The organism is Mesorhizobium sp. MC2-1-1, assembly GCF_057597255.1.
Map to the genome: position 1 here is coordinate 3455322 of NZ_CP195205.1, position 26089 is coordinate 3481410.

Annotated in this window: 23 protein-coding genes and 1 pseudogene; 13 read left to right on the forward strand and 11 right to left on the reverse strand. The window is 65.2% G+C overall.

The features are described from left to right. Window positions 1–84 precede the first annotated feature (84 nt). Window positions 85–1455, reverse strand: coding sequence for an aspartate aminotransferase family protein (locus tag ACR64R_RS17100; RefSeq protein ID WP_487357514.1), 1371 nt, complete (start codon window positions 1453–1455; stop codon window positions 85–87). Window positions 1456–1613: 158 nt separating this feature from the next. Between ACR64R_RS17100 and ACR64R_RS17105 the strand changes: the two genes are divergently transcribed. Both ACR64R_RS17105 and ACR64R_RS17110 read left to right on the forward strand, forming a co-directional pair. Continuing rightward, complete coding sequence (locus ACR64R_RS17105) at window positions 1614–2303, forward strand: GntR family transcriptional regulator (protein ID WP_487357515.1); 690 nt, start codon at window positions 1614–1616, stop codon at window positions 2301–2303. A 2-nt stretch (window positions 2304–2305) separates the two neighbouring features. Further along, on the forward strand, window positions 2306–3427 hold the full coding sequence (locus ACR64R_RS17110; protein ID WP_487357516.1) for an NAD(P)/FAD-dependent oxidoreductase: 1122 nt from the start codon (window positions 2306–2308) through the stop codon (window positions 3425–3427). A 35-nt stretch (window positions 3428–3462) separates the two neighbouring features. On the opposite strand, the gene ACR64R_RS17115 is transcribed toward ACR64R_RS17110, so the two are convergent. Continuing rightward, window positions 3463–3678, reverse strand: coding sequence for a KTSC domain-containing protein (locus ACR64R_RS17115; protein ID WP_487357517.1), 216 nt, complete (start codon window positions 3676–3678; stop codon window positions 3463–3465). A gap of 99 nt (window positions 3679–3777) precedes the next feature. On the opposite strand from ACR64R_RS17115, the gene ACR64R_RS17120 reads away from it, so the two are divergent. The 3 genes and pseudogenes from ACR64R_RS17120 to ACR64R_RS17130 form a co-directional block, all read left to right on the forward strand. Then, on the forward strand, window positions 3778–4395 hold the full coding sequence (locus ACR64R_RS17120) for an alpha-ketoglutarate-dependent dioxygenase AlkB (RefSeq protein ID WP_487357518.1): 618 nt from the start codon (window positions 3778–3780) through the stop codon (window positions 4393–4395). Window positions 4396–4577: 182 nt separating this feature from the next. Further along, complete coding sequence (locus ACR64R_RS17125; protein WP_487357519.1) at window positions 4578–4988, forward strand: hypothetical protein; 411 nt, start codon at window positions 4578–4580, stop codon at window positions 4986–4988. An 8-nt stretch (window positions 4989–4996) separates the two neighbouring features. Further along, window positions 4997–5134: pseudogene (locus ACR64R_RS17130) on the forward strand (NADH-quinone oxidoreductase subunit D); the annotation flags it as partial. A gap of 81 nt (window positions 5135–5215) precedes the next feature. On the opposite strand, the gene ACR64R_RS17135 reads toward ACR64R_RS17130, so the two are convergent. Together ACR64R_RS17135 and ACR64R_RS17140 are read right to left on the reverse strand one after the other, a co-directional pair. Continuing rightward, the gene (locus ACR64R_RS17135; RefSeq protein WP_487357520.1) at window positions 5216–5650 is read right to left on the reverse strand and encodes a hypothetical protein; all 435 of its coding nucleotides are present in this window, start codon (window positions 5648–5650) and stop codon (window positions 5216–5218) included. Window positions 5651–6243: 593 nt separating this feature from the next. Continuing rightward, window positions 6244–7431 (reverse strand): Gfo/Idh/MocA family protein, encoded by a 1188-nt coding sequence (locus ACR64R_RS17140; protein ID WP_487357521.1) that lies wholly within the window; start codon window positions 7429–7431, stop codon window positions 6244–6246. 195 nt (window positions 7432–7626) lie between these two features. Between ACR64R_RS17140 and ACR64R_RS17145 the strand changes: the two genes are divergently transcribed. The 8 genes from ACR64R_RS17145 to ACR64R_RS17180 all read left to right on the forward strand — a co-directional run bounded on the left by ACR64R_RS17145 (window position 7627) and on the right by ACR64R_RS17180 (window position 16782). Beyond that, the gene (locus ACR64R_RS17145; protein WP_487357522.1) at window positions 7627–8526 is read left to right on the forward strand and encodes a MurR/RpiR family transcriptional regulator; all 900 of its coding nucleotides are present in this window, start codon (window positions 7627–7629) and stop codon (window positions 8524–8526) included. Between the two features lie 162 nt (window positions 8527–8688). Continuing rightward, window positions 8689–9471, forward strand: coding sequence for an SDR family oxidoreductase (locus ACR64R_RS17150; RefSeq protein ID WP_487357523.1), 783 nt, complete (start codon window positions 8689–8691; stop codon window positions 9469–9471). Next, a complete protein-coding gene (locus tag ACR64R_RS17155; protein WP_487357524.1) occupies window positions 9468–10994 on the forward strand; it encodes a mannitol dehydrogenase family protein in 1527 nt (508 codons plus the stop codon). The genes ACR64R_RS17150 and ACR64R_RS17155 overlap by 4 nt, the downstream gene beginning before the upstream one ends. A 19-nt stretch (window positions 10995–11013) precedes the next feature. After that, window positions 11014–11925, forward strand: coding sequence for a sugar phosphate isomerase/epimerase family protein (locus ACR64R_RS17160; RefSeq protein ID WP_487357525.1), 912 nt, complete (start codon window positions 11014–11016; stop codon window positions 11923–11925). A gap of 70 nt (window positions 11926–11995) precedes the next feature. Then, window positions 11996–13048 carry an ABC transporter substrate-binding protein gene (locus ACR64R_RS17165; protein WP_487357526.1) on the forward strand — a complete coding sequence of 351 codons (1053 nt, stop codon included), beginning with the start codon at window positions 11996–11998 and terminating at the stop codon, window positions 13046–13048. Between the two features lie 226 nt (window positions 13049–13274). Next, window positions 13275–14816: a sugar ABC transporter ATP-binding protein gene (locus ACR64R_RS17170; protein WP_487362466.1), complete on the forward strand. Its 1542-nt coding sequence runs from the start codon at window positions 13275–13277 to the stop codon at window positions 14814–14816. Then, entirely contained in the window at window positions 14813–15799 is a 987-nt protein-coding gene (locus ACR64R_RS17175; RefSeq protein WP_487357527.1) for an ABC transporter permease, read from the forward strand. Before ACR64R_RS17170 ends, ACR64R_RS17175 begins: the two co-directional genes overlap by 4 nt. Then, window positions 15796–16782 carry an ABC transporter permease gene (locus ACR64R_RS17180; protein ID WP_487357528.1) on the forward strand — a complete coding sequence of 329 codons (987 nt, stop codon included), beginning with the start codon at window positions 15796–15798 and terminating at the stop codon, window positions 16780–16782. The genes ACR64R_RS17175 and ACR64R_RS17180 overlap by 4 nt, the downstream gene beginning before the upstream one ends. Window positions 16783–16807: 25 nt before the next feature. On the opposite strand, the gene ACR64R_RS17185 is transcribed toward ACR64R_RS17180, so the two are convergent. The 7 genes from ACR64R_RS17185 to ACR64R_RS17215 form a co-directional block, all read right to left on the reverse strand. Then, entirely contained in the window at window positions 16808–19477 is a 2670-nt protein-coding gene (locus ACR64R_RS17185; protein ID WP_487357529.1) for a nitrate reductase, read from the reverse strand. A 3-nt stretch (window positions 19478–19480) separates the two neighbouring features. Then, window positions 19481–19810: a nitrite reductase small subunit NirD gene (gene nirD / locus ACR64R_RS17190; protein WP_487362467.1), complete on the reverse strand. Its 330-nt coding sequence runs from the start codon at window positions 19808–19810 to the stop codon at window positions 19481–19483. Window positions 19811–19815: 5 nt separating this feature from the next. Continuing rightward, window positions 19816–22266: a nitrite reductase large subunit NirB gene (nirB, locus tag ACR64R_RS17195; protein ID WP_487357530.1), complete on the reverse strand. Its 2451-nt coding sequence runs from the start codon at window positions 22264–22266 to the stop codon at window positions 19816–19818. 17 nt (window positions 22267–22283) lie between these two features. Further along, window positions 22284–23585: an MFS transporter gene (locus ACR64R_RS17200; protein WP_487357531.1), complete on the reverse strand. Its 1302-nt coding sequence runs from the start codon at window positions 23583–23585 to the stop codon at window positions 22284–22286. Between the two features lie 58 nt (window positions 23586–23643). Continuing rightward, window positions 23644–23811: a hypothetical protein gene (locus tag ACR64R_RS17205; protein ID WP_487357532.1), complete on the reverse strand. Its 168-nt coding sequence runs from the start codon at window positions 23809–23811 to the stop codon at window positions 23644–23646. A gap of 320 nt (window positions 23812–24131) precedes the next feature. Next, on the reverse strand, window positions 24132–25358 hold the full coding sequence (locus ACR64R_RS17210; RefSeq protein ID WP_487362468.1) for a CmpA/NrtA family ABC transporter substrate-binding protein: 1227 nt from the start codon (window positions 25356–25358) through the stop codon (window positions 24132–24134). A 2-nt stretch (window positions 25359–25360) separates the two neighbouring features. Beyond that, the gene (locus tag ACR64R_RS17215; RefSeq protein WP_487357533.1) at window positions 25361–25963 is read right to left on the reverse strand and encodes an ANTAR domain-containing response regulator; all 603 of its coding nucleotides are present in this window, start codon (window positions 25961–25963) and stop codon (window positions 25361–25363) included. Window positions 25964–26089 lie beyond the last annotated feature (126 nt).

Sequence of the window (26089 nt, forward strand, 5' to 3'; positions counted from 1 at the left end):
TCGCGAAGCTTGGATCGTCTCGCTCTCCTTGCCGTCGCAGCTGCCCAGCACGCCTCGCGGCGGGAAGCTGGTGCTTCTTCAGCCCTACGGATGAACCTGCGGCAGCGCGGCGGCGAGCGACCGCTCGAACGCATCGACCAGCGCGTCGACCTGGGTCTCGGTGATGATCAGCGGCGGGCAGAAGGCGATGGCATCGCCCATGTTGCGTGAGATGACGCCGTTCTGCTGCATAAGGCCGTTGACCAGCGCGCCGAGCGCCGCCGGCTTGCCCCAAGGCGCCTTGGTCGCCTTGTCGGCGACGAGCTCGACGGCGGCGATGAGACCGACGCCGCGCACCTCGCCCACCAGCGGATGCGAGGCGAGATTGCGCAGCCTTGCCTGCAGATGCGCGCCGACTTTGTGCGCATTGCCGACGAGATCGCGCTCCTCGATCAGCTTGATGTTCTCCAGCGCGACGGCCGCGGCGACCGGATGACCGCCGCCCGTGAAGCCGTGGCCGAAGGTGCCGATACGGTCGCTCTCGTTGGCGATCGGCTCGAACACCTTGTCGTTGATCAGCAGCGCCGAGATCGGCAGGTAGGATGAGGAAATCTGCTTCGACAGCACCATGATGTCGGGCTTGATGCCGAAAGTCTGCGAGCCGAACATCTCGCCCGTCCGGCCGAAGCCGCAAATCACCTCGTCGGCCACGAGCAGGATGTCGTATTTCGACAGCACCGCCTGGATCTTCTCCCAGTAGCCGTCGGGTGGAACGACGACGCCGCCGGCGCCCATGATAGGCTCGCCGATGAAGGCGGCGATCGTTTCGGGTCCCTCGGCAAGGATCAGCTTTTCCAGATCGTCGGCGAGCCGGGCGGAGAACTTTTCCTCGCTCTCGCCGGGCTGGGCGTCGCGCCAGTGATGCGGCGTCGAGGTGTGCAGGACGTTGGCGATCGGCAGGTCGAAGGAGAGATGGTTGTTGGGCAGCCCGGTCAGGCTCGCCGAGGCGATGGTGACGCCATGATAGCCGCGCTTGCGGCTGATGATCTTCTTGCGCGCCGGCTGGCCGAGCGCGTTCGAGCGGTACCAGATCATCTTGATCGCGGTATCGTTGGCCTCGGAACCGGAATTGGTGAAATAGGCCTTGCTCATCGGCGCCGGCGCCATCTGCACCAGCTTTTCGGCCAGGTCGATCAGCGGCGAATGCGCCTTCGAGCCGAAGTCGTGATAGAAGGGCAGCTTCGACATCTGTCTTGTCGCAGCGTCCACCAGCCGCTTTTCCGAGAAGCCGACGGCGACGCTCCACAGGCCCGCCATCGCCTCGATATAGCGATTGCCGGCGAGGTCCTCGACATAGATGCCGTCGCCCTTTTCGATGACCAGCGGACCCGTCTCCTGATGCTTGCGGGCGTTGGTATAGCCATGCAGGTGGTAGCGGATGTCGCGGGCTTCGGGGGAATTCGGTCTGGCGTCCATGACGGCTCCTGTCTGCAGGCGCGCAAGCGGATATTGTCCTGCCCCCTCGTCCAGAGGTTGCAGCTTCCTCTTGCATTGTGGTGTTTGATGCATCATGTTTCTTATAACATACACAGTCAAGCCTTTTGGGGACAATGACTGAATGGGGCGGAAACGGCATGAAGAGCTTCAGCTTCGAGACGCTCGAACACGAAAATCTCGGTGACACGGTCTATGCGCGGCTCTCGGAGGCGCTGGTCAAGGGACGCTTCGCGCCGGGTGAGCGACTGACCATCCGCGATCTCGCCCAGTCGCTCGGCACCAGCGTCACGCCGGTTCGCGACGCGATACTGCGCCTCATCCAGGATGAAGCCCTGGTCCAGAAATCGGCGCGCGAGGTGCGCGTCCCCATCATCAGGCTGGAACGCTATCGCGAGATCCGCCAGATAAGGCTGAAGCTCGAAGGGCTCGCCGCGCGCGAGGCCGCGCTCAAGGCGACGGCCAAGGACATCGAGCGGCTGCGCAATCTGATTGCCCGCAACGAAAGTGCCATTGCTGACAGGAACTGGACCGAGGCGCTGGAGCTCAACCAGACCTTCCACTTCGCGCTGGCCGACATCGGCAATATGGTGGTGCTGCGCGGCATCCTCAATCGGCTGTGGCTGCAGATGGGGCCGCTGATCGCGGAATCCTATCATGAAGGCGGCCGCGCCATGATCGACAACCACCACGCGGTGTTCGCCGCGATCAAGAAAGGGGATGCCGATGCCGCCGAACGTGCGATCATCGCCGACATCACCGAGGGTGGAAACGTGATTCTCGAACGGCTGCTCGGCAGGAGCGCCGCCGACATGGCGGTGGCGGGCTGAGAATGGAACAGATCGACTGCATCGTCGCCGGCGCCGGCGTCGTCGGTCTTGCGATTGCGCGCAAGATCGCCGCGCGCGGCCTGGATACGCTGATCCTCGAGGCGGCGGATGCCTTCGGCACCGAGACGAGCTCGCGCAATTCGGAAGTGATCCATGCCGGCATCTACTATCCGCAAGGATCGCTGAAGGCCCGGCTTTGCGTCGCCGGCCGCGACATGCTCTACCGCTACTGCGCGGACCGTGCGATCCCGCATCGCCGCTCGGGCAAGCTGATCGTCGCGACCGACGAGGCCCAGGAACCCGTGCTTGCCACGATCCGGGCCGGCGCCGCTGCCTGCGGTGTCGACGATCTGCGGTCCGTCTCCGCCGCCGAGGCGCAAGCCCTGGAGCCGGCGCTTCATTGCACCAAGGCGCTGCTCTCGCCCTCCACCGGTATCGTCGACAGCCACGCGCTCATGCTCGCCTTGCTCGGCGACGCTGAGGAAAGCGGCGCAATGCTGTCACTCAACACGCGCATCGTTTCGGGCCGCGTCGATGCCAGCCGCATCGTAATCCAGACGATGGACACGGCAAGCGGCGAGGGTTTCGAGATCGCCACGCCGCGCCTCATCAACGCGGCCGGCCTTGGCGCCGTCGCGCTGGCGGGCTCGCTCGAAGGCTTCGACCGTCGGTTCTTGCCGACGCTTCGCTACGCCAAAGGCAATTACTTCTCGGTGGTGGGCCGGGCGCCCTTCTCGCGGCTGGTCTACCCCGTGCCCGAACCGGGCGGGCTTGGCGTCCATCTGACACTTGATCTCGGCGGCACGGCTCGGTTCGGTCCCGACGTCGAATGGACGGACACGCTCGACTACCGTGTCGATCCGGCGCGCGGCGAGCGCTTCTACGATGCGATCCGCAAATATTGGCCTGGTCTGGCCGACGACAGCCTGCAGCCGGCCTATAGCGGCATTCGGCCGAAACTCTCCGGTCCTGGCGAAGCCAACAGCGACTTCGTCATCCAGGCCTCCGCAACGCACGGCATCGACGGCCTGGTCAATCTGTTCGGCATCGAAAGCCCCGGCCTGACCTCAAGCTTGGCGATTGCCGAACAGGTGATGCGCATCCTCGCGCCCAAGACGGGCTGACGGCGCCGCGGCGTCAAGACGCGGCGCTCTGGCGCTCAATGCCGGCGTCCACGTCCGACGAGGTGGTATCTGAAGCGATCGCGCACGAACTCGTTGAAGAATTGGCCTTTCGAGAAAGCCGTCTTGAAAGCCGTATAGACCTCGGGTCCGACGTCCTCATAGTCATAGCGCTTGCCCGTCGGAACGAACCACACCGAAAGGACTCGCCTCGACGGATCGTAGTGAATGTTCTGGATTGCGGTGGAAGGCATGGCCAGCATCCTGCTTCCAACCTAACCCTTCACGCATCTCCAGGTTCCGCGGGCAGGGAGCGGCCTTGCACACGTGTTCCGACCTCCTATCTGAGCCGCATGTCATCAGCCAAACGCCCGACCAAGGAGAGCGCCTGCCAGGGCGACCTCTTCGATGCGTCCGGACGCGCGCTGCCCGCAAGCCTGCCCGAAGGCTTCTCCTACCAGCCGGAACTGATCGACCGTGACGAAGAGCGCGAACTGATCCGCCATATCCGGGGCCTGCCTTTCGAACCGTTCGATTTTCACGGCCATCTTGCCAACAGGCAGGTCGTCGGCTTCGGTCTGCGCTATGACTATGAGCGCCGTCAGGTGCTCGAAGCGCCGCGCATTCCGGATTTCCTGCTGCCGCTGCGCGCCAAGGTCGCCAAATTCGCGGGCGTCGCGGCGAGCGAATTCGCGCAGGTGCTTATCAACGAGTATCGTCCTGGCGCCGGGATAGGCCGGCACAGGGATAAGCCGCATTTCGAGATCGTCGCCGGTGTTTCCCTGCTGGCGCCCTGCAGCTTCCGGCTGCGCCGCAAGAGCGGCACGGCATGGGACCGCGAAACCATCGAGCTCGAGCCCAGGTCCATTTATCTCATGGCCGGCCCGTCGCGAAACGAGTGGGAACACTCCATCCCGCCTGTCGAACAACACCGCTACTCCGTCACCTTCCGGACAATGCGCGTCTCCTAGAGCGTTTCACCGTTTCACGGAAACGGCGAACCGCTCTATCTTTGTTTTTTTAAGCAATTCCGGTCGGAAAACCGCTCACAGTTTTCCTGGAATGCTCTAAGTCGCCGCTGTCACGGCTTTCCAGGAACCATCACCCGGCCCCGCGGTTGTGTCGTCAGATTTCGAGATCGAAAGGAAAGACGATGCGCACCTTGACGATGGTCCTGGCGCTGTCGGCAATCGCATTGGCGCAGCCCGCTTCTGCTCAACGCGCCGATTCGCAGCCGCCGAAAGCCCCGCCTCCTGCTCAGGAGCCCATCCCGGACAAGCCGCAGCCCGACCAGGCCCAGCCTGATCAAGGCGACGCCGCCCAGAACGTGACCAACATCGCCGTGGTGGCGATTGACGACCTGCCCTCGGAAGTGAAGGCGCAGGCGGAGGCCATAGTCACCAGGACGACGGCCAAGGAGCTGGCCAAGCTGCAGAACTCGGTCGATTCCTCGCCCGCGGCAACGTCGGTCCTGCATGCCAATGGCCTCAACTCGTCACAGGTCGTTGCCGCCAACATCGACGGTGACGGCACGCTGACGCTGATCATCCAGACGACGGCCTGACGTTAGGCTGCAACATCTGCACGCCATCCTTCACCTATCTCCAGGCGATGGATTTCCTGTCGCGCGAGCACATGCTGGCCGATGTCGCGGCGGGTCATCGGCGCGTTCGACATCGTCACATCGTCTTCGGCGAGATCGGTCGCTGACGAGAAGGAGAGCCCGGCGCCTCCCCATCTCTTCCATCAACCGTCCGGCCCGGCACGATCCCGCAGACGGAACCACCGCCCCTAATGCATGAACACCGCTCTCAACCAGGCAAGAATGCCTGCGCCCGGAGAGACCGCCGCGCGCACGCGCGATGCCGCCCAGCTTGCCGGCATGTTCGCGCCGACATGGCAATGGCAGACAACCTCATGCAGTTGCCAGTCGCTCATTTCGAAGAAGCGCTTGGCTTCGCCGTAAGTGTCGTCCTGCAGGCCCTGCGCGCGAAAGATCGGATCGTCGAAAGCGACGGTGATCGCCGATCCGTCAGCGCGCATTCTCGCACGCATGTCGGGTGAGACGTATTCGGTGCCCGCCAACGCCGTAAGGCGGCGGCTCGGGCTCTGTTCGAGAAGTTGCGCCCAGCGTTCGAGGCGCTGGCCTCGATTGGCGAAGAGAGCCGGTGCTTCGGCATGAACGTCGGCAACGGCGTTGATTTGGTCAAGGGTTTGATGCTTCACGGCCGCCTCCTATGTCGGCAGATGGCCACTCGCCCGGCATGGGAACTAAGGCGCCGACCGCCGCCGGCAAGAGCCGAAGCAGGCTCGCGGAATCATTTGATCGTTACTTGTCGCCACCGCCTGGCGCGATGCTGGTTGCACCATTCGCGAGCGCGACAGTTCTGCCAGTCGGCGCCGATCGCCTCCGACGAAGCGTCTGAGTGCGGCGATCATCGTTTCAGGTCGGGCGGGATATCCCGTCCGTCGGGATCGCGGCAGAGCTTGCCCGGGCGCCGAGCGGGAGGAAGCGCGATGGCGACTCTCCCAAACCAGACCAATCCCCGCGCCGGGCGCCCACGCCGCGAACCGGATCTGGACCGGCTGCAGGACGAAGAACCCATTCCTCAATCCGGATGATAACGATCTGCCGCCAAAGCATTCGCGTGGAGATAATCTGGCGCCAGCACTGCCGACTCAGGAGGTGCCATCACGCCGTCTCATGCTCCACCACACCATGTGACGCGAGCCCAGCCCGCATGACCCTTGCGGGACCGCCCTCCTGATCGATCCGACAGGCTGGCTGGCCGGCCGAAAAGGGTACCAACATCCGGCCACTATCCCGCAAACCGCGCTGGCATCCACGCTCCGCCCGCCGCGTTCGACTCCACCGCCGCGGCCACGAACTTCACGCCCCTTGCGCCGTCCACCACGTCGGGCACCTGCGACACCCGCCCTGCGTCAACCGTCGCGCCCGCGCGATGCGCGCGGATGATGTCGGCGGCGTCGCGGTAGAAATTGGCGAAGGCCTCGATATAGCCTTCCGGGTGCGCGGCCGGCATGCGCGAGACGCGCCGGGCCTCTGCCGTCGAGCCATGGCCGCCGCGCACCAGCGTGCGCGTTTCCTCGCCATAGGGCGAGAAGCGCAGCTCCTCCGGCCGCGATCCGGACCATTCGAGCCCGGCCTTCTCGCCATAGATGCGCACCGAAAGGTCGTTGTAGTGGCCGGGCGAGGTCTGGCTGGCGAGGATCGTGCCGCGCGCGCCGCCCGTCCAACGCACGAGCACATGCGCGTTGTCGTCGAGCCGCCGCCCCGGCACCGCTGTGAACAGGTCGGCCGAAACGGCCTCGCCCTCGAAACCGGAAATGAAGCTCGCCAGGTTGAAGGCGTGCACGCCGATGTCGGCAAGCACGGCCGACTGACCGGCGCGCGCCGGATCGGTGCGCCACTCGGCCTGCTTCTGGCCCTCGGCGTCGATCGGCTTGGTCAGCCAATCCTGGATATACGCGCCATGCACGGACACGATGCGGCCGAGTTCGCCCGCCGCCACCATTTCGCGCGCCTGACGCACCATGGCGTAGCCGGTGTTGTTCAGCGTGACGACGAAGCGGCGCTTCTTGGCTTTCGCCAGCGCGACCAGCGCTTCGGCCTCGCCAAGCGTCGTCGACAGCGGCTTGTCGCAGATCACGTCGATGCCGGCTTCAAGGAAGGCGGTGGCGACCGGCGCGTGCAGATGATTGGGCGTGACGATGACCACCGCCTCGATGCCGTCCGGCCGGGCCGCCTCGGCCCTCGCCATGGCATGGTAGTCGGCATAGCTGCGCTCAGGCGCGATGCCGATCTCGGCGGCGGAGCCGGCTGCGTTGTCCGGATCCGAGGATAGTGCGCCGGCGACCAGCGCGATCTGGTCGTCGAGCCGTATGGCCAGCCGATGCACGGCGCCGATGAAGGCGTTGCGGCCGCCTCCTACCATTCCAACTCTCAGGCGCTGGCGCGCGGTTGCGTCCGCGGTTGCATAGACCATGATTGCTATTATCCTCCCGATGCAGCGGTGTTTTGACATGATGCGGACATAGACAGTCCGCACGATTTTCGAATGATATTTCTATTTTTTGTTTTGTAAAACGATCGTGCCGCGCTAGCGTTTCTCGCGGTCGCAGTGATGGACCGCATCCGGATGGAGGGTTCGGGTGTTTCAAGCCGTCCTTGGGTACGTCACATGAGCGGCCGTCGCCGAACGGCCAACGAATCGTCCGCGAATGGCCTGGAGACGGCGGCGAGAAAGCGAAGCCGTTCGCTGGCAGCTCTTGGTTACACCAAGCCGCAAACCTATGAAGAGCTGCGGGCGGTGCTTTCGTCGGGCACCGTGCATTTCCCCAAGCGGCTTCGCCAGGTGGCGATCTTCCTCTGGCAGCATCCGAGCGAAGTGGCGCTAGGCACGATCGCGCAAGTGGCGGACCAGGCCGGCGTGCAGCCTTCGACCCTGGTGCGCTTCGCGCAGATTTTCGGCTATTCCGGCTTTTCCGATTTCCAGCTCCTGTTCAAGGACCGCATGAAGGGCTCCTGGCCGGATACGCAAGGCAGCCCGGACAAGGCCGAGGTGGCGAATGCAAACCTGCATTTCCTGAACGGCATGGTCGCTGCCTGCCAGGCCTCGCTCGGCCGCATCGGCAATGATTTCGATATCGCCGGGTTCGAGACGATGGTCGACCATCTGGCGGCGGCCGAGCTGATCTATGTCATCGGCAGCAAGCGCGCCTTCCCCGTCACCACCTATCTGTCGCTGACGCTGTCGCAGCAGGGCGTGCGCAACGTGCTGGTCGACAATGTCGGCTCGACCGCGCTCGACCAGGTCGGTTGCATCACGCCGCGCGACGCGGTGCTTGCTGTCTCCTTCAGCCCCTACAATTCGATCACGCCCGACCTCGTCGCCGTCGCGCATGAGCGCAAGGCGCGCATTGTCACCATCACCGACAGCACCTTCTCGCCGCTGGCAAAACTGTCCGACACCTGGCTGGAAGTGGTCGAGCAGGATTTTGGCGGGTTCCGCTCGCTCGCCGCCTCGCTTGCCGTCGGCATGGCCTTGGTCCACGGCGTCGTCGCGCGCCGGACAGGCTGAAGGGAGCAATTCCAGGAAAAGTGCGAGCGGTCTTCCGTCGAAAGACAAAGAGATAGGGCGGTTCACCGTGTCCATGAAAACGGTGAACCGCTCGGAACGATTGACTAAGGAGAACTATCGTTCCATATTCAAAAAAATAGAAACTTTGTTCCGGGAGGAGGAATGGAGGTTCGTCTCGACGGCAAGGTGGTGCTGGTCACCGGCGCGACGCAAGGCATCGGCCGCGCGATCGCCGAGATCGCCGCGCGCTCAGGCGCCGCCGGACTGCTGATCACTGGCCGTGACCCGAAACGTGGCGACGCTGCCGCTGCGGAGCTCTCGGACATGGGCACCGCTGCCGCTTTCACTTCCGCCCACCTCGGCGATCCGCAAGCTCCGGCACAACTGTCGCAGGCTTGCATCGACCGCTTCGGCCGCATCGACGGTCTGGTCAACGCCGCCGGCCTGACTGATCGCGCCTCCTTCGTGGACGCCAGCCTCGACGATTGGTCGTCGCTCTTCGCCGTCAACGCACGCGCCCCTTTCTTCCTGATGCAGGCAGCGATCGCCGACATGAAGAAACGCGGACAGGGCGGCTCGATCGTCAACATCCTGTCGATCAACGCGCATTGCGGCTCGCCGGAGCTGGCCGTCTATTCCGCCACCAAGGGCGCGCTGGCGACGCTGACCAAGAATGCCGCGAACGCCCATCGCTTCGACCGCATCCGCGTCAACGGCATCAATGTCGGCTGGACCGACACGCCGGCCGAACGCGTCATGCAGGCCGACACGCTCGGCCAGGGTCCGGGCTGGCTCGACGCGGCCAGCGCGGCGCAGCCTTTCGGCCGGCTGTTCTCCGTCACCGACATCGCCAATCTTGCCGTCTTCCTGCTTTCCGACGCGGCCGGCCCGATGACCGGGGCGCTGGTCGACCAGGAGCAATGGGTGATCGGAGCCAACCGGTGAGCGCCGAGAACCTCAGCCCTGCGTTGCTTGGCCGCCTGCCGTCCGAGGTCCGCAAGCCGGCTTACGATCGTGCCGCGCTGAAGCCGGGGATCGCCCATATCGGCGTCGGCGCCTTCCACCGCTCCCATCAGGCCGAATACACCGATGACCTGCTGGCGAAGGATTTCGACCGCTGGGGACTGGTCGGCATCAATATCCGCCCTCCCCTGCTGGCCGACACGCTGGGGCGCCAGGATGGCCTCTACACACGGCTCATTCGCCAGAACGACGAGGTCGAGGCGCGCATCATCGGCAGCATCGTGCGCGTCGTCGACAGCCAGGACAGCGCCGAACCGGCGTTGGATGTGCTCGCTTCGCCCGACATCGAGATGGTCACCATGACCGTGACCGAGAAAGGCTATTGCCACATCCCGTCGAGCGGCGCGCTCGACCTCGACCACCCTGATATTATCCATGACCTCGCTAGTCCCGGGACACCGCGCAGCGTGCCCGGAATCCTGGCAAGGGCGCTGGAATTGCGCATGGCCACGCATGGCCGGCCGGTGACGCTGCTCTCCTGCGACAACATCCCGACCAACGGCATCATTCTCGGCAACGTCGTGCGCGCATTCGCGGAGCGGCGCGGCAGGAAGCTGGCGGACTGGATCGAGGCCAATGTCGCCTTTCCCTCGGCCATGGTCGACCGTATCGCACCGGCGACGACCGCAACCGATATTGACACGGTGGAAAAACGCTTCGGTTACCGCGACAGCGCCGTGGTCGTCGGCGAGCGCTTTCGCCAATGGGTGATCGAGGACCATTTCGCTGGTAGCGCGCCGCGCTGGGACCTGGTCGGCGCCACCTTCGTCGACGACGTGATGCCGTTCGAGCACCTCAAGATGCGCGTGCTGAACGGCGCCCAGACAGCGCTCAGCTACCTCGGTGTTCTGGGCGGCTTCGAGCACACGTTCGAGACGATCGCCAACCCGCTGCTCGCGACTTTCGTCCGCCGCATGCTGACCGAGGAGACGCTGCCGACGCTGAGGCCAGTGCCCGGCATTTCGCCCTCTGCCTATCTCGAGCAAAGCCTGTCGCGCCTCGCCAACACCGCGATCCATCATCGCAACCACCAGATCGCCACCGACGGCTCGCAGAAGATCGTGCAGCGCCTGCTCAATCCGATCCGTGACCGGCTGGCGAAGGGCGAGACCATTGCACTGCTCTCGGTGCCCGTCGCCGGCTGGATGGCCTATCTTATTAAGGCCTCCGCGCGTTTCGGCCGCGCCTGGCAGGTGTCCGACCCGTTTGCCGAGAAAATTGCGGCGATCGCCGATCGCATCGGTTCGGACAGCAGCGCGCTTGTCGATTCTATCCTCGCCATCGACGCCATCTTTGACCCGTCCTTGGCCGCCAACGTCACATTCCGCGCGCATGTCGTCGCCAGCCTCGACGGCCTGCTCTCGAAGGATCCGATGGGCTTTGTCAGACTAGTCTGTTCTGTGCCAACCGATGCGCGGTTGAAGCAGCCGGCTCGATCTGCATAGTTAGGTATTGGGAGGCATCATGAAACTTGGACTGCTGACGGCACCATTTCCGGATACTGCTCTCGACGAGGTCGCCGACTGGGCGCGCTCGTCCGGTTTCGAGGCGCTGGAGATCGCCTGCTGGCCGAAGACTTCCGGCGCCAGCCGCCGCTATGCCGGCACCAGCCATATCGACGTGGACGTTTCGGCCGCGCAGGCCAGGGACATCGCCGACGAGCTTGCCGGCAAGGGCTTGGCCATCTCCGGCCTCGGCTTCTACCCCAATCCGCTGCATCCCGACCGGGCGCATCGCGAAGCGGTCATCGATCATCTGAAGAAGGTGATCGTGCTGGCGAGCCGCATGGGTGTCCCGCTCGTCAACACCTTCTGCGGCGGCGACGCCTCGAAGACGGTCGACGCCAACTGGGAGGACGCGCAGAAGGTCTGGCCGGCAATCATCGCCGATGCCCGCGAGCATGGCGTGAAGCTCGCTTTCGAGAACTGCCCGATGATCTTCAGCTATGACGAATGGCCGGGCGGGCACAACATCGCTTATTCGCCTTACATCTGGCGCCGCATCCTCGAAGCCTGGGGCGGCGACGTCGGCATGAATTTCGACCCGTCGCATCTCGTCTGGCAGATGATCGACAAGGAGCGCTTCATCCGCGAGTTCGGCCCCCACATGTTCCATGTCCATGCCAAGGACCTGATGATTGATCATGATGGTTTGTACGAGCGCGGAATCCTTTCGGCCGGCATAGGCTGGCAGGTGCCGCGCATGCCGGGGCTTGGGGACATCGACTGGAACAGGATTTTTTCGGGCCTCTACCGGGCCGGTTACGACGGGCCGGTAATCATCGAGCATGAGGACCGGCGCTTCGAGGGGACGGATGAAAAGGTAAAGCGCGGCTTCCTGCTTGCCCGCGATGTGCTGAGCCCCTTCATCAAATGATGAAAAGCTGGACGCCGCCACGTCGGCGCTCTGCAACTGACTGGAAGAATCGAACTGAACTGAAAAATCAATGTGGAGGAGTACTGAAATGAAAAGACATCTGACCGTGGCCACGCTGCTCGCCGGCGCCGCCTTGATTGCCTCAGTGGGCGTCTCTGCCGCCGCCGGCAAGTACACGATCGGCATCTCCAATACGGTCCAGGGCAACGGCTGGCGCGAGGAAATGATCTGCGCCATGAAGGCGCAGGCGCTGGCTTCCGGCGAGGTGGCGAAGCTCAACATCGCCCACCGCAACACCGACGCCGCCGGCCAGCTCGAGGACATCCGCAACCTGATCAGCGCCAAGGTCGACGCCATCGTCGTCAACCCGGCCGATCCGGCCGGCATCAAGGCCGGCCTCGAGGAAGCCACCAAGGCCGGCATCGTCGTCGTCGCCGTCGACCAGGCGGTGACCGAGCCGTCCGCCTACATCATCTCCAACAACCAGGAGCAGTACGCCTATCTCGGCGCCAAGTGGCTGTTCCAGCAGATGGGCGGCAAGGGCGAGGTGTTTTATATGCGAGGCGCCGCGGGTGCCTCGGCCGACAGCGATCGTGACAAGGGTTTCAAGAAGGCACTGGCCGAATTCCCTGACGTGAAAGTCGCGCAGGAAGTGTTCACCGGCTGGCAGCAGGATCAGGCCAAGCAGCAGATCCTCTCCTTCCTCGCCACCGGCACTCCGATCAACGGCATCTGGACCTCCGGCATCGACAACGTCATCGTCGACGCGCTGGTCGAGCAGCAGGCGCCGATGGTGCCCGTGGTCGGCGCCGACAATGCCGGCTTCGTTGGCCAGTTGAGCTCGGTCAAGGGGCTGGTCGGCGCGGCCGTCACCAATCCGGGCTCGATCGGCGGCGCCGGCGTGACGCTCGCCTTGCAGATCCTCGACGGCAAGAAGCCGGCACAGCAGACCGTGCTGGTCAATCCCGAGCTGTGGGAGAACGCCACCGACGCAGGCAAGGCAAAGCTGAAGAGCGTTGTCGACCCCTCGCTTAGCCCCGAATGGCCGGTGTCGATCTCGATCCCGGAGTGGACGACCTACACCAAGGACCAGATCATCGCCTGCAAGGGTCCCGGCGAATAAGGGAGTAGACGCTCTTCCACCTTCTCCCCTTGTGGGAGAAGGTGGATCGGCGCGATAGCGCCGAGACGGATGAGAGGCGTTCCATGAAACGCCAACGTCTCACCCCGCTCGAGCACCCTTATCCGACGCCTGCGGCGACACCTGCTCCCACAAGGGCAGAGGGGAAGGTCAGCCGCCACTGCATCAATTTCTGGAACGAGAACCACGCGATTTGACAACAAACCCGTTGCCGCAAAGCCCTCTCCTCGACGCCACCGGCGTGGCGAAGAATTATGGCGCGGTTGCCGCGCTGCGCAACGCCTCGCTGTCGGTCCTGCCGGGCGAAGTGCATGCGCTGATGGGCGCCAACGGCGCCGGCAAGTCGACGCTGGTGAAGATCCTGACCGGCGCGATCAAGGCGGATGCCGGGCGCATCCTCATCCGCGGCGAGCAACTCGATGTCCGATCGCCCGCCGCTGCCCGCCGCGCCGGCTTGCTGCCTGTCTACCAGGAACCGGCGCTGATCCCCGATCTCGATGTCCTGTCCAACCTCAGGCTGACCGGCACGCCGGTCGAGCCCTTCCGCGCCTGGGTGCGCGAGCTCGGCATTCCCGACCTCGACATCCGCGAGACGGCCCGCCACATCCCCCTGGCCATCCTGCGTGTGCTCGACCTCGCCCGGGCGCTCGCCGTCGAACCCGATGTGCTTCTGCTCGATGAGATGACCGCGGCGCTGCCGGCGAACCTCGCCGAGAAGGTGCTGGAAGTCGTGAGCCGGCAGGGCGATGCGGGTCGCTCGGTGATCTTCATCTCCCATCGTTTCGTCGAGATCTCCGCGCTCTGCGACCGCGCGACCGTGCTGCGCGACGGCTCCACGGTCGGCGTCGTCGACATCGAGCCAGGGGTCGAGGAAAGAATAGTCGAGATGATGCTCGGCACCCGCATCGAGAAGACGCGCGTCGCCGCGCGACAGGCCGGCGATCAAGCCGCGAACGGCGCTCGTAAGCGCTTGTCGGTCCGCAACCTGCAATTCGGCACCAAGTTACACGATGTCTCCTTCGATCTCGCCAATGGCGAGGTCGCCGGCGTGTTCGCCCTCGAGGGCCAGGGCCAGGACGAACTCTTCGCAGCACTTGCGGGCTCGATCCGCCCGACCGGCGGCACCATCGACGTCGACGGCGCGCCGGTGAAATTCTCGCATCCGAGCGACGCCATCCAGACCGGCATCGCCTATGTGCCGGGCGACCGCGCCGAGGCCTTGGCCATGCAGCGCTCGGTGCGCGAGAATATCGCGCTGCCCTTCAGCGCGGCGCTGCGTAAGTGGGGGCCGATCCGCATGCGCCGCGAGCAGGTGGTGGTTTCCAGCGCCATCGCCAGATTGCAGATCGACACCCGCGCGCAGGGCGAGGTGCAGCGTCTTTCGGGCGGCAACCAGCAGAAGGTGACCATCGCCCGCTGGATCGCCGCCGACGCCCGTACCATCCTTTGCTTCGACCCGACACGCGGCATTGATGTCGGCACCAAGCAGGAGATCTACAAGCTGCTGCGCGAGCTTGCCGGCCAGGGCAAGTCGGTCCTGTTCTACACGTCGGAAATGGAGGAGGTGCAGCGTGTCTGCGACCGCGTCATCGTCATCTTCGGCGGCCGCGTCGTCGACACCTTCCCGGTCGAAGAGGCCGACGAGGCGGCGCTGATGCGCGCGGCCTACGGCCTGCCGCGCGGCGCCAAGGCGGATGTCGGCATCCTTGCCGACGTCAAGCCAAGTTCCAATGCGGAGGTCACGCCATGAGCCGTTTCTTCCGCAATCAGGGCTGGGTCGTGGGCCTCTTGCTTCTGCTGATCTTCCTCTTCGTCGTCACGAAGCTGATCCAGCCGGGCTACGGCAGCGGCGACTTCGGCTCGCTGGCACGGGCGGTTCTGCCCTACGCCTTTGCCGTCGCGGCCCAGACCGTCGTCGTCATCGCCGGCGGGATCGATCTTTCTGTCGCCGCCATGATGGCGCTGACCAGCGTCACCGCGGCCTCGATGATGAACGGCGCCAGCGAGGAATATGCGCTCTTCGTCGTGCCCTTCGTGCTGGCCATGGGTTTCGCGCTCGGCGCGCTGAACGGCATCCTCATCGTTGTCACCCGGGTGCCCGACATTGTCGTCACCTTGGCCATGCTGTTCGTTCTGCAGGGCGCGGCGCTGCTTGTGCTTGGAGCGCCTGGCGGCGCCGCCGCCGAATGGCTGAAGGCAAGCGTCATCGGCACAGTGCCGCTCCCCGGCCTGCCGGATTGGGCCGATGCCTGGGTGCCGAAGGCGCTGGTGCTGCTCGTCGTCTGCCTCTGCATCGTGTGGATTCCCCTCAGGCGCTCACGCCTCGGTCTGTCCATATACGCCATCGGCAGCAACGAGCTCGCCGCCTTCCGCAGCGGCGTGCCGGTGGCGCGGACCAGGGTCGTCGCCTATGCGCTCTCCGGCCTGTTCGCGGCGCTCGGCGGCCTGTCGCTGACCGTAAGCACCGGCATCGGCGCGCCCATCCCCGGGCCTTATCTGCTTGCCAGCGTCGCCGCGATCGTGCTGGGCGGCGTCGCGCTCGGCGGTGGCAAGGGCGGCCTGCTCGGTCCGATCGTCGCCGTCTTCGTGCTTAGGCTTGTGCGTACCGACCTGACTCTTCTGGCCATCGATCCCAACGTCACCGCGATCATCGAAGGCGCGATCATGGTCGCGGTCGTTATGTTCGGCGCCTTCATCACCATGCGGAGCCGCCCTGCGGGAGCAACGCCATGACCGACATCGCGACCATGTCCCAGCCTGTCTCGTTCGGCCGTCGTATCAAGCGCTTCATGGCGGACCGGCCGCTGATCCCGCTGATCATCCTGTTGATCATCCTCGTGGTGATCCTGCAGGTGCTGCGCCCCGGCATCGTCAACGAGCGCTGGCTCGCCAACACGGCGAAGTTCGCCATCCCGCTGGCGATCCTCGCCGGCTGCCAGACCATGACCATGCTCACCGGCGGCATCGACCTTTCCGTCGGCACGGTGGCGACGATGAGCGCCTTCATCATGGCGACGCAGATCGTCAACCAGGATCCGGCGGTGGCGTTCCTGCTGGCCATGTTGCCCGCCGTGCTGATCGGCCTCGTCAACGGCATCGGCGTCGGAGTCTTCCGGGTGCATCCGCTGATCATGACGCTCGGCACCAGCCTGATCGGCACCGGCTTCCTGCAGGTCTACCAGCGCACCGTGATCGCGTCCGGCGCGAAAATCCCGGATTTCCTCAACTGGCTGGGCACCGGCGTCACCTTCGGTTTTCCCAACGCGCTTCTGCTGTTCGTGCCGGTGGCAGTGCTGATCGTCTTCATGCTCAACCGCACCGGCTTCGGCCGCCTGCTCTATGCTGTCGGCGACAATGAGCGCGCTGCCAGGCTCTCCGGCGTCCGCTACTGGCAGGTGATCGTTACGCTATACGTGCTTTCAAGCCTGCTGGCCGGCATTACGGGCCTGCTCTATATCGGCCTGATCAAGGCGCCCTCGCTGTCGCTCGCCGAACCGCTGGTGCTGCCTTCGGTGGCGGCCGCCGTCATCGGCGGCACCTCGATATTCGGCGGCCGCGGCGGCTACACCGGCACCATCATCGGCGCGCTGATCCTGACCGTGCTGACGACGCTTCTCACCATCCTGCAGATGCCCGAAGGCGGCCGCCGTATACTGTTCGGCTTCATCGTGCTGTTCGTGACCGCGGCCTATCTGCGGATCGTCGAGGATCGGTAGAACCGGGTGACGTGACAGGCGCGGCTCACTCCGCCGCCTGCACCTGGCGGGCATCGATGATCGCCCGGATCTCGGAGCGGCATGAGCCGCAATTGGTGCCCGCGCGCAGCGTCGAGCCTATCGCTTCGAGGCTGTCGCATCCGGCGGCTACGGCCGACGCAAGCTGGTTGGCGCCGATGTGAAAGCACGCGCATACGACGCGGCCGATAGCCGGCATGGGCACAGGCGAGCGACCGGACAGAAGCGCATGGCGATCGGCCGCTGACAGCTTCTGGCGCGTGGCGAGCAACGACACCAGCCAGTCCCGCATCGGCAACTGCTCCGGAGCGGCGACCAGCAAGGCTTCCGCCATGGCGCCGGCATCGTCGATGGCGGCCGCGCGATAAACGAGGCCGCGGCGATCGGTGTATTCGAGCAACTGGTCCCGCCGTTTGACGCCCAGCAGCTTGCGCGCCAGGAGGATGCCCTGGTCCGGCGGCTCGGTGCCGGTCAGTTCGTAGACCCAGCCGCCTTCGACCGCATGCCGGCTCCAGTGGACGAAACCCGTTGGCCTGAGATCGCGACTCGTGATGAGGACGCCGGCCCAACCGGTCTCTTCCCGCATGATCCGGACCGGAACATGCTTGAGCTCCGGCTGGCCGGAATGCGGATCGGTGACCGGCGAGGACAACATTCCGGCGGAGGCCCTGGCCGCGAAATGGCCGCTCCAATGCATGGGCAGGAAAGCATGGCCGCGCCGCTGCGCGTTCGACACCCGCACTCTCGCCCGAACGAAGCCGAAGCGGGTTGAAAGATGAGCGAGGTCGCCATCCTTGAGATGTCGCGCGGCCGCATCGGCCGGATGGAGATCAACCACCGGCTCCGGCGCGTTCGCCATCAAACGCGGCACGGTCCCGGTGCGCGTCATGGTGTGCCACTGGTCGCGCAGCCGGCCGGTGTTGAGCGCAAGCGGATAATCGGCATCGACTGTGAAAGCCGTCGCTTCCTGCCGCGCCGGCACAAAACGCGCGCGGCCGTCGGGCGTCGGGAAGCGGCCATCGGCGAACAATCTTGTCTGCTGCTCGCCTCTCTCCGACGCGGGCCAGTGGCGCGGCGCAAAGGCGGCATAGGTTTCATCGCTGAGGTCAGCCACGCCGCCGAGATCGAACAGGCGCTCGCCGTCGTTCTCGAAGGCGGAGAGCGCGGCATGCTCGCGGAAGATATCGGCCGGCGACTGATAGGCGAAAGCATCGCCGAAGCCCATGCGGGCGGCGACGTCGCAGACGATGCGCCAATCGGCCTTCGCCTCGCCCGGCGGCGGCTGGAACGGCCGCTGACGCGAGACGCGCCGTTCCGAATTGGTGACCGTGCCGTCCTTCTCGCCCCAGGCGGCGGCGGGCAGCAACACGTCGGCATAGCGCGTTGTGTCGGTGCGCGTCACATCCGAGACGACGACGAAATCGCATTTGGACAAAGCGGCGCGCACGCGTGAGGCGTCGGGCATCGAGACGGCGGGGTTGGTACCTATGACCCACAGCGCCTTGATGCGGCCGTCGGCGACCGCCTGGAACATATCCACCGCCTTCAGGCCGCCGCGCCGCGCGATGTCTGGCGCATTCCAGAAGCGGCAGACCCGGTCGATGGCGGACGGATCGGCGAAGTCCATATGCGAGGCAAGCTGGTTGGCCAGACCTCCCACCTCGCGCCCGCCCATCGCGTTCGGCTGGCCGGTGACGGAGAACGGCCCCATGCCAGGCTTGGCGATGCGGCCTGTGGCGAGATGGCAATTGATGATGGCGTTCACCTTGTCGGTCCCGTGCGCCGACTGGTTGACGCCCTGGCTGTAGACGGTGACGGTCCGCTCCGTGCCGGCGAAGAGATCGTAGAAGGCCTGGACGTCGGCAGCCGCCAGCCCGCAACCCTTGGCGACGCGGGCGACCGACGGCGCGTCGGCGCCGGCGAGCGAAGCTGCCGCGTCGAAGCCCGACGTATGGTCGCGGATGAAATCGGCATCGGTCTTTCCAGTCAGCGCGAGATGCGCGAGCAGCCCGTTGAACAACAGCACGTCCGTGCCCGGATCGAGAGCCAGATGCAGGTCGCATTCGTCGGCCGTGGCGGTGCGGCGCGGATCGATGACGACGATCCTGGTCCCACGTGCCTTCCGCGCCGCGAGCATGCGCTGGTAGAGCACCGGATGGCACCATGCGGTGTTGGAGCCGGTGAGCACGATGAGATCGGCGTGCTCGAAATCCTCGTAGACGCCAGGAACGATGTCCTCACCGAAAGCGCGGCGGTGGCCAGCGACGGACGAGGCCATACAGAGCCGCGAATTGGTGTCGATGTTGCCGGAGCCGATAAAACCCTTCATCAGCTTGTTGGCGACGTAATAGTCCTCGGTGAGCAATTGCCCGGAGACGTAGAAAGCGACCGAATCCGCCCCGTGCTCGGCGATAGCCCGCAGGAATTTTTCGGCGACGAGGTCGAGGGCTTCGTCCCAGCTCGCTTGCTTGCCGAGAACCTCCGGATGCAGCAACCGGCCTTCGAGGCCGAGTGTCTCGGCAAGGGCGGAACCCTTGGAGCAAAGCCGGCCGAAATTGGCCGGGTGCTCGGGATCGCCGCGCACGGTCGTCGTGCCGTCCGCGGCGACCCCGGCCAGCACGCCGCAGCCCACCCCGCAATAGGGGCAGGTGGTCCTCACCTCGCGTGCTTCTTCCATGCCTCAGGCCGCTTTCGAGGCCAGAGCCTGAAGCGCGATGAAGAGCCGTTCGCCCTCGACCTTGACCGGTATCGTCCTGACCGAGCCTTCGTCGGCGCCCAGCGCCTTGCCGGTCTCCAGCGAGATCACCCAGTTGTGCAGCGGGCATGTCACCGCCGCGCCGTGGACGATCCCCTGGCTCAGCGGCCCGCCCTTGTGCGGGCAATGGTCGTCAATGGCGAAGACCTGGTTATCCGCCGTGCGGAATACGGCGATCCTGCCTTGCGGCGTTGCGACACAGCGCGCCCCGCGCGGCGGGATGTCGGCGATGGAGCCGATGGCGGTCCAGTTCATGTTGGTCATTCCGCCGCCTCCGCGAACCCGACCGATGCCATCGGTCGGAACTCGTGCTTGTCCTTGCCGGAGACGCGCTCGGACCAGGGATCGACCTGCGCGAATTTCTGGCTGAAGACGAAGCGCTCGAAATAGGCCTTCCGCTTCTCGGCATCGTCGAGGATCTGCTTCTTGATCTCGGCGGTGCCGATGCGCTTGGCCCATTTGTAGATGCGCTCCAGATAGCGGGCCTGCTCGCGATACATCTGGACAAGCGCCACGATCACCTCCAGCGCCTCGTCCTCGGTCCTCACCAGGCCGAGCACTTCCGTGCCCTTGATGTCGAGGCCGGCCGCACCGGCGAAATGGATCTCGTAGCCTAAGTCGACGCAGACCACGCCGACATCCTTGCAGGTCGCTTCGGCGCAGTTGCGCGGGCATCCCGACACCGCCATCTTCACCTTTGCTGGCGTCCAGGAACCCCACATGAACTTCTCAATGCGGATGCCGAGCCCGGTCGAATCCTGGGTGCCGAAGCGGCACCAGTCGGTGCCGACGCAGGTCTTTACCGTGCGCAGGCCCTTGGCATAGGCATGGCCGGAGACGAAGCCAGCCTTGCCGAGGTCGGCCCACACCGCCGGCAGGTCCTGCTTGCGGATGCCCAGCATGTCGATGCGCTGGCCGCCGGTGACCTTGACCATCGGTATCTCGAACTTGTCGACCACGTCGGCTATGGCGCGCAATTCATTGGCGCTGGTCACGCCACCCCACATGCGCGGGACGACCGAATAGGTGCCGTCCTTCTGGATGTTGGCGTGCACGCGTTCGTTGATGAAGCGCGACTGATAGTCGTCGGCATATTGGTCCGGCCAATCGCAGACCAGATAGTAGTTGAGCGCCGGCCGGCACTTGGCGCAGCCGCAGGAAGTCTTCCATTCAAGCTCCTGCATGACGGCGGGGATCGTCTTCAGCCCCTTTGCCTTGATCAGGCGCCGCACGTCGTCATGGCCGAGGCTCGTGCAGCCGCACATCGGCTGCACCGCCGCGGGATTGTAGGCCTCGCCCAGCGTGAGCTTCAGCAGTTGCTCGACCAGGCCCGTGCATGAGCCGCACGAGGCCGAGGCCTTGGTGTGGGCGCGCACGTCGTCGAGCCCGCTCAGCCCTTTGCCGGTGATCGCGCCGGTGATCTTGCCCTTGCAGACGCCGTTGCAGCCGCAGATTTCCGCATCATCCGCCAGTGCCGCAACGGCCGCCAAAGGGTCCGAGGAGATGCCTCCCTGGAACGCCTGTCCGAAGATCAGCGTGTCGCGCATCGCCGATATGTCGGTCGCCTTCTTCTTGAGGTCGTTGAACCAGGCGCCATCGGCCGTCTCGCCGAACAGCACCGTGCCGATGATGCGGTTGTCCTGCAGCACGAGGCGCTTGTAGATGCCGGCGGATGCGTCGCGCAGGATGATCTCCTCGCGATCCTCACCATCGGCGAAGTCGCCCAGCGAATAGAGGTCGATGCCGGTGACCTTGAGCTTGGTCGGCGTGTCGGAATGGACGAAGCGCCTGTCTTCGCTGTCCGCCAGCCCGGCCGCCGCGACGCGGGCCATCTCGTAAAGCGGCGCCACCAGCCCGTAGACATGGCCGCCGACCTCCGCGCATTCGCCGAGCGCCATGATCGCCGGATCCGAGGTCCGCATGCGGTCGTCGACGACGATGCCGCGATTGACCTCGAGCCCGGCCTCCTTGGCCAAAGCGGTGCTCGGTCGGATGCCGACCGCCATCACCACCAATGTCGCCGGAATGATCGTGCCGTCCATCAGCTCGACGCCCTCGACCTTGGCGTCGCCGACAATGGCCTTGGTGTTGGCCTTGGTGATGACCTTGATGCCGCGCGCTTCGACGGCCTTCTGCAGCAGATAGCCGGCGGCCGGATCGAGCTGGCGTTCCATCAACGTCGGCATGACATGCAGCACGGTGACGTCCATGCCGCGTTCCTTCAAGCCGGCGGCTGCCTCGAGCCCGAGCAGACCCCCGCCGATGACGATCGCCTTGGCGCGCGATTGCGCGGCGAGCAGCATGGCGTTGACGTCGTCGAGGTCGCGATAGCTGAGCACGCCGGGCAGATCCCTGCCCGGCACCGGGATGATGAACGGGACCGAACCTGTGGCGATGACCAGACGGTCGTAGCTTTCCGTCACGCCGTGGTCCGACGTGACGGTCCTCGCATCCCGGTCGATGGCGACGATCCGGTGGCCCTTGTAGAGGGTGATGCCGTGCTTGATGTACCAGCCGTCGCCATGGATGACGATTTCCTCGAACGCCTTCTCGCCCGAGAGCACCGGCGACAGCATGATGCGGTCGTAGTTCACCCGCGGCTCGGCGTTGAAGATGGTGACGGCGTAGCGGTCGGGCGCCGCCTCGAGCAGGTGCTCCAGCATCCTGCCTGGCGCCATGCCATTGCCGATGATGACGAGTTTTTCGGTCATGTCCGGTCTGCTCCGATTCATTCGGCGGCGTAGGAAAGGGAGGCGTTGTCGACGGCGGCGGCGCGCTGCATCCAGCGGATAGTGAAGTGCATCCAGATGAGGCAGGAGCTGACAATCACGAAGAGCAGCATGAAGCAGCTCGACCAGACGCCGGTGAGGTCGTTCAGCGCGCCGAAGGCGATCGGCAGGATGAAACCGCCGAGGCCGCCGATCATGCCGACCACGCCGCCGACCGCGCCGACGCTCTGCGGATAATAGGCCGGGATGTGCTTGTAGACGGCGGCCTTGCCGAGGCTCATGAAGAAGCCGAGCACTGAGGCGACGGCGATGAAGGCGAGCGGGCCGATCTCGAAGTGGAAGGGGATCGGCCCGCTGATGCCGCGCACGATATAGTCTGCCGAGGGGAGAGACAGAACGAGCGTCGCGACGGCACAGACGCTGAAGGTCCAGTAGAGCACGGTGCGTGCGCCGATGCGGTCGGACAGCACACCGCCATAGGCGCGGAAAATGCTGGCGGGGATCGAATAGGCGGCGCCGATCATGCCGGCGGTGGCGATGCCGAAGCCGTAGACGCCGATCAGGTAGCGTGGCAGCCACAGCGACAGCGCCACGAACGCGCCGAAGCAGAAGAAATAGTAGAAGGCGAAACGCCAGACCTGCAGGTTCTTCAGCGGCGCGAATTCCTGCCAGAAGCTCCTCGCCGGCGCGGCCTTGCCGGCGCGGCGCTCGCGAATGACCGGATCGTCGCCGGTCGTGAACCAGAACACGGCGGCCATGACGACCAGCGCCGCGGCCCAGATCAGCGCCACCGACTGCCAGCCCCAGGACAAGAGCACGAACGGCGCGAGGAACTTGGTGACCGCGGCGCCGACATTGCCGACGCCGAATATTCCGAGCGCGGTGCCTTGCCTGCCGGCCGGGAAGAAGCGCGAGACATAGGCGACGCCGACGGCGAAGGAGCCGCCCGCGAGCCCGACGCCGAGCGCGGCCAGCAGCATCTGCTCATAGGTATGCGCGAAGGCGAGCAGGAAGGTCGCGACCGCGGCGGCAAGCATGGTCATGGTGTAAACCAGGCGGCCGCCATAGCGATCGGTCCAGACGCCGAGCACCATGCGCATGAGTGATCCGGTGAGGATCGGCGTACCGACCAACAGGCCGAATTCGGTCTCGTTGAGCCCAAAGTCCTGCTTGATGCGCACGCCGATGATGGAAAAGATCGTCCACACCGCGAAGCAAACGGTGAAAGCGATGGTGGACATGACGAGCGCTTGCCGGGAAGCACCGTCCTGGCTGGGCGCGGTTGGAGTGTTTGCAGTCATGGTCGGCTCCGGTTTGCGGTGTGGGAGACACCGCGTGTTGTGTTCATCAAGGCATCGGTCAGCGCGACGGGGTTTGCGCGGTCACATGCGGACCCTTGCCTTCGGTTTCGTGGCTGGCGGGAAACAAAAGAAGCGCAGCAATGAACAGCACCGCCGTCAGCGCGCTGCTCGCCAGGAAATCGCTGCGGGTGAAATGCTTGAGCGAAGGTCCGATCCTCTTCGTCATCGTCGTCTCCGGTCCAAAACGAAAAAAGCTGCCGTCCAGGCCCTCTCGCGTCCGTACATCCGGGATCGCGTGGTGACCTGAGCGGCAGCTTTGCCTGGGGCGCCCGCCTTTGGACGCCGGTTCTATTGCCCGCGAGGGGCTTGGCTAATTCGAAGCACGAAGCGTGCCAGTTTTGCGCTGAAGCTGAATTTCATGGAAATTCAATGCGGTGGGCGTTTTGACTGTTGACTGAGGGAAGAGGCGACACGGTCAAACATTGATCAATGGCATAGACCAGCCGCACAAATTTTGTGCAATGCACAAGATTGACGCGCAAATGATCAGGCGCGTTTCTGCCTGGCGATGTAGGCGTCGATCCGGTCCGGATCGAAGATCTGGCCGTCGAAAAATCCGTCCGGTCCGAGCACGAGGCTTGCCCCCGCCGAGCCGACCGGCGTCGCCGTCTTCAGGGCCCCTTCGACCTTGGCATTGGCGCCGGGCAAGGCCACGCCGAGCGGTCTCAGAGCCGAGCGGTAGAGATCGGGCCGATAGCAGTCGCGGGCAATGGCCAGGTTCTGCGGCGTGTGCTGCAATTGTCCCCAGCGCACCATCTGCGTGTAGAACCACAGTGCATGGCTCTTCCAGGGAAAGTTGGCCGCCTTGTCGAAGGGCAGGAAGAAATCCTCGACGCTCCGCTCTACGCCTCCGCCGAGCTGAAGACGTCCGGTGAGCGCCGGCATTTGGATCGCCTCCGGCTGCCCAAGGAAGGCAGGCTTGGCCATCAGCGCCGCCAGCTCGCTTCGGTTGGCCGGATCCTGGCACCAGCGGGCGGAGTGATGCAGCGCCCTCAGCAGCGCCGCCAGCGCATCGGGGTTCTCCTCAGCCCAGACCCTGCGCGCGCCGATCACCTTTTCCGGACTGTTGCGCCACAGCAGCGCCTTGACGGTGACGATGCGGCCAGTACCGGCCGCCACGGCGGCGCTGTTCCAAGGCTCGCCGACGCAATAGCCGTCGATGCGGCCGGCGGCCAGCGCGTCGGCCATGAAGGGCGGCGGGACGATGACGATCTCGAAGTCCCGGTCGGGATCGACGCCACAGGCGGCGAGCCAGTAGCGCAGCTCGTAATTATGCCCGGAATGCGGATGCACGACGGCGAAGCGCAAAGGCTCGCGGCCGGCCGCCGCCCGCTCGCGGATCAGCGCGCCGAGCGCTGCCCCCGCGCGCGACGGATCGAGATCGGGCGCCGCTCCATGCGCCGCCATGCCTTCCCAAACGGCGTTTGAGACGGTGACGCAATTGCCGCCGAGGCCGAGCGAGAACGGCACGATGGTCTCGGAAGCAAGCGGCGTCAGGCCGAGGCTGCAGGCGAGCGGCATCGGTCCCAGCATGTGCGCGACATCGAAATGGCCGATGGCGATGCGGTCGCGGATGTTGGCCCAGGAGGTCTCGCGATGCAGCTTGAGTTCGATGCCCTCGCGGGCGGCAAAGCCCATCTCGCCGGCCGCAACCAGAACGACGCTGTCGAAGAGCGGCATGAAGCCGGCGGTGATCTGATGCGCGGCGCTCATGCTCATTCGCCCTCCAGCGGCCCAAGCAATCCCGCCGCGGTCACCAGGCTCTGGGCGATGTCGGCGATCTTGCGGTTCTGGTTCATGGCGGTTTTGCGCAGCAGCGCGTAGGCCGCCTCCTCGCTCAAGCCGCGCGACTTCATCAAGATGCCCTTGGCCCGGTCGATGACCTTGCGGTTCTCGAGTTCGCTGCGCGCCTCCTCCAATTCGCGCGCCATGCGCGAGAAGGCGTTGAAGCGGCTGATCGCCATGTCGAGGATCGGCTTGATGCGTTCCTTCTTCAGCCCGTCGACCACATAGGCGGACACGCCGGCATCGACGGCCGCCTCGATCGAGGCCTGGTCGGAGCGATCGACGAACATCGCGATCGGCCGTTTCACGGCGCGCGAGAGCTGGAACATGTTCTCCAGCATGTCGCGGTTCGGGTTTTCGAGGTCGATGACGATGACGTCCGGCTCGATCTCCGCGATGCGCCGGGCGATGCCGGCCACGTCATGGATCACCGTGACATGGCGATGCCCGGCGTCCCGCAATCCGGCCTCGATGATCGAGGCACGGATGCGGTTCTCGTCGATAACAAGGATGGCCAACGAACCGGCGGACATGCGCCTATTGTGCAGGTGGGCCGGATTTGTGCAATGCGGTAGTCGACGTGAGCGGATCTCAGCCGCCGTCAAGGTGCGGACTGCGACGCTATCACGCCCAACCGTGCGTTGCTGGCGGGCGAAGGG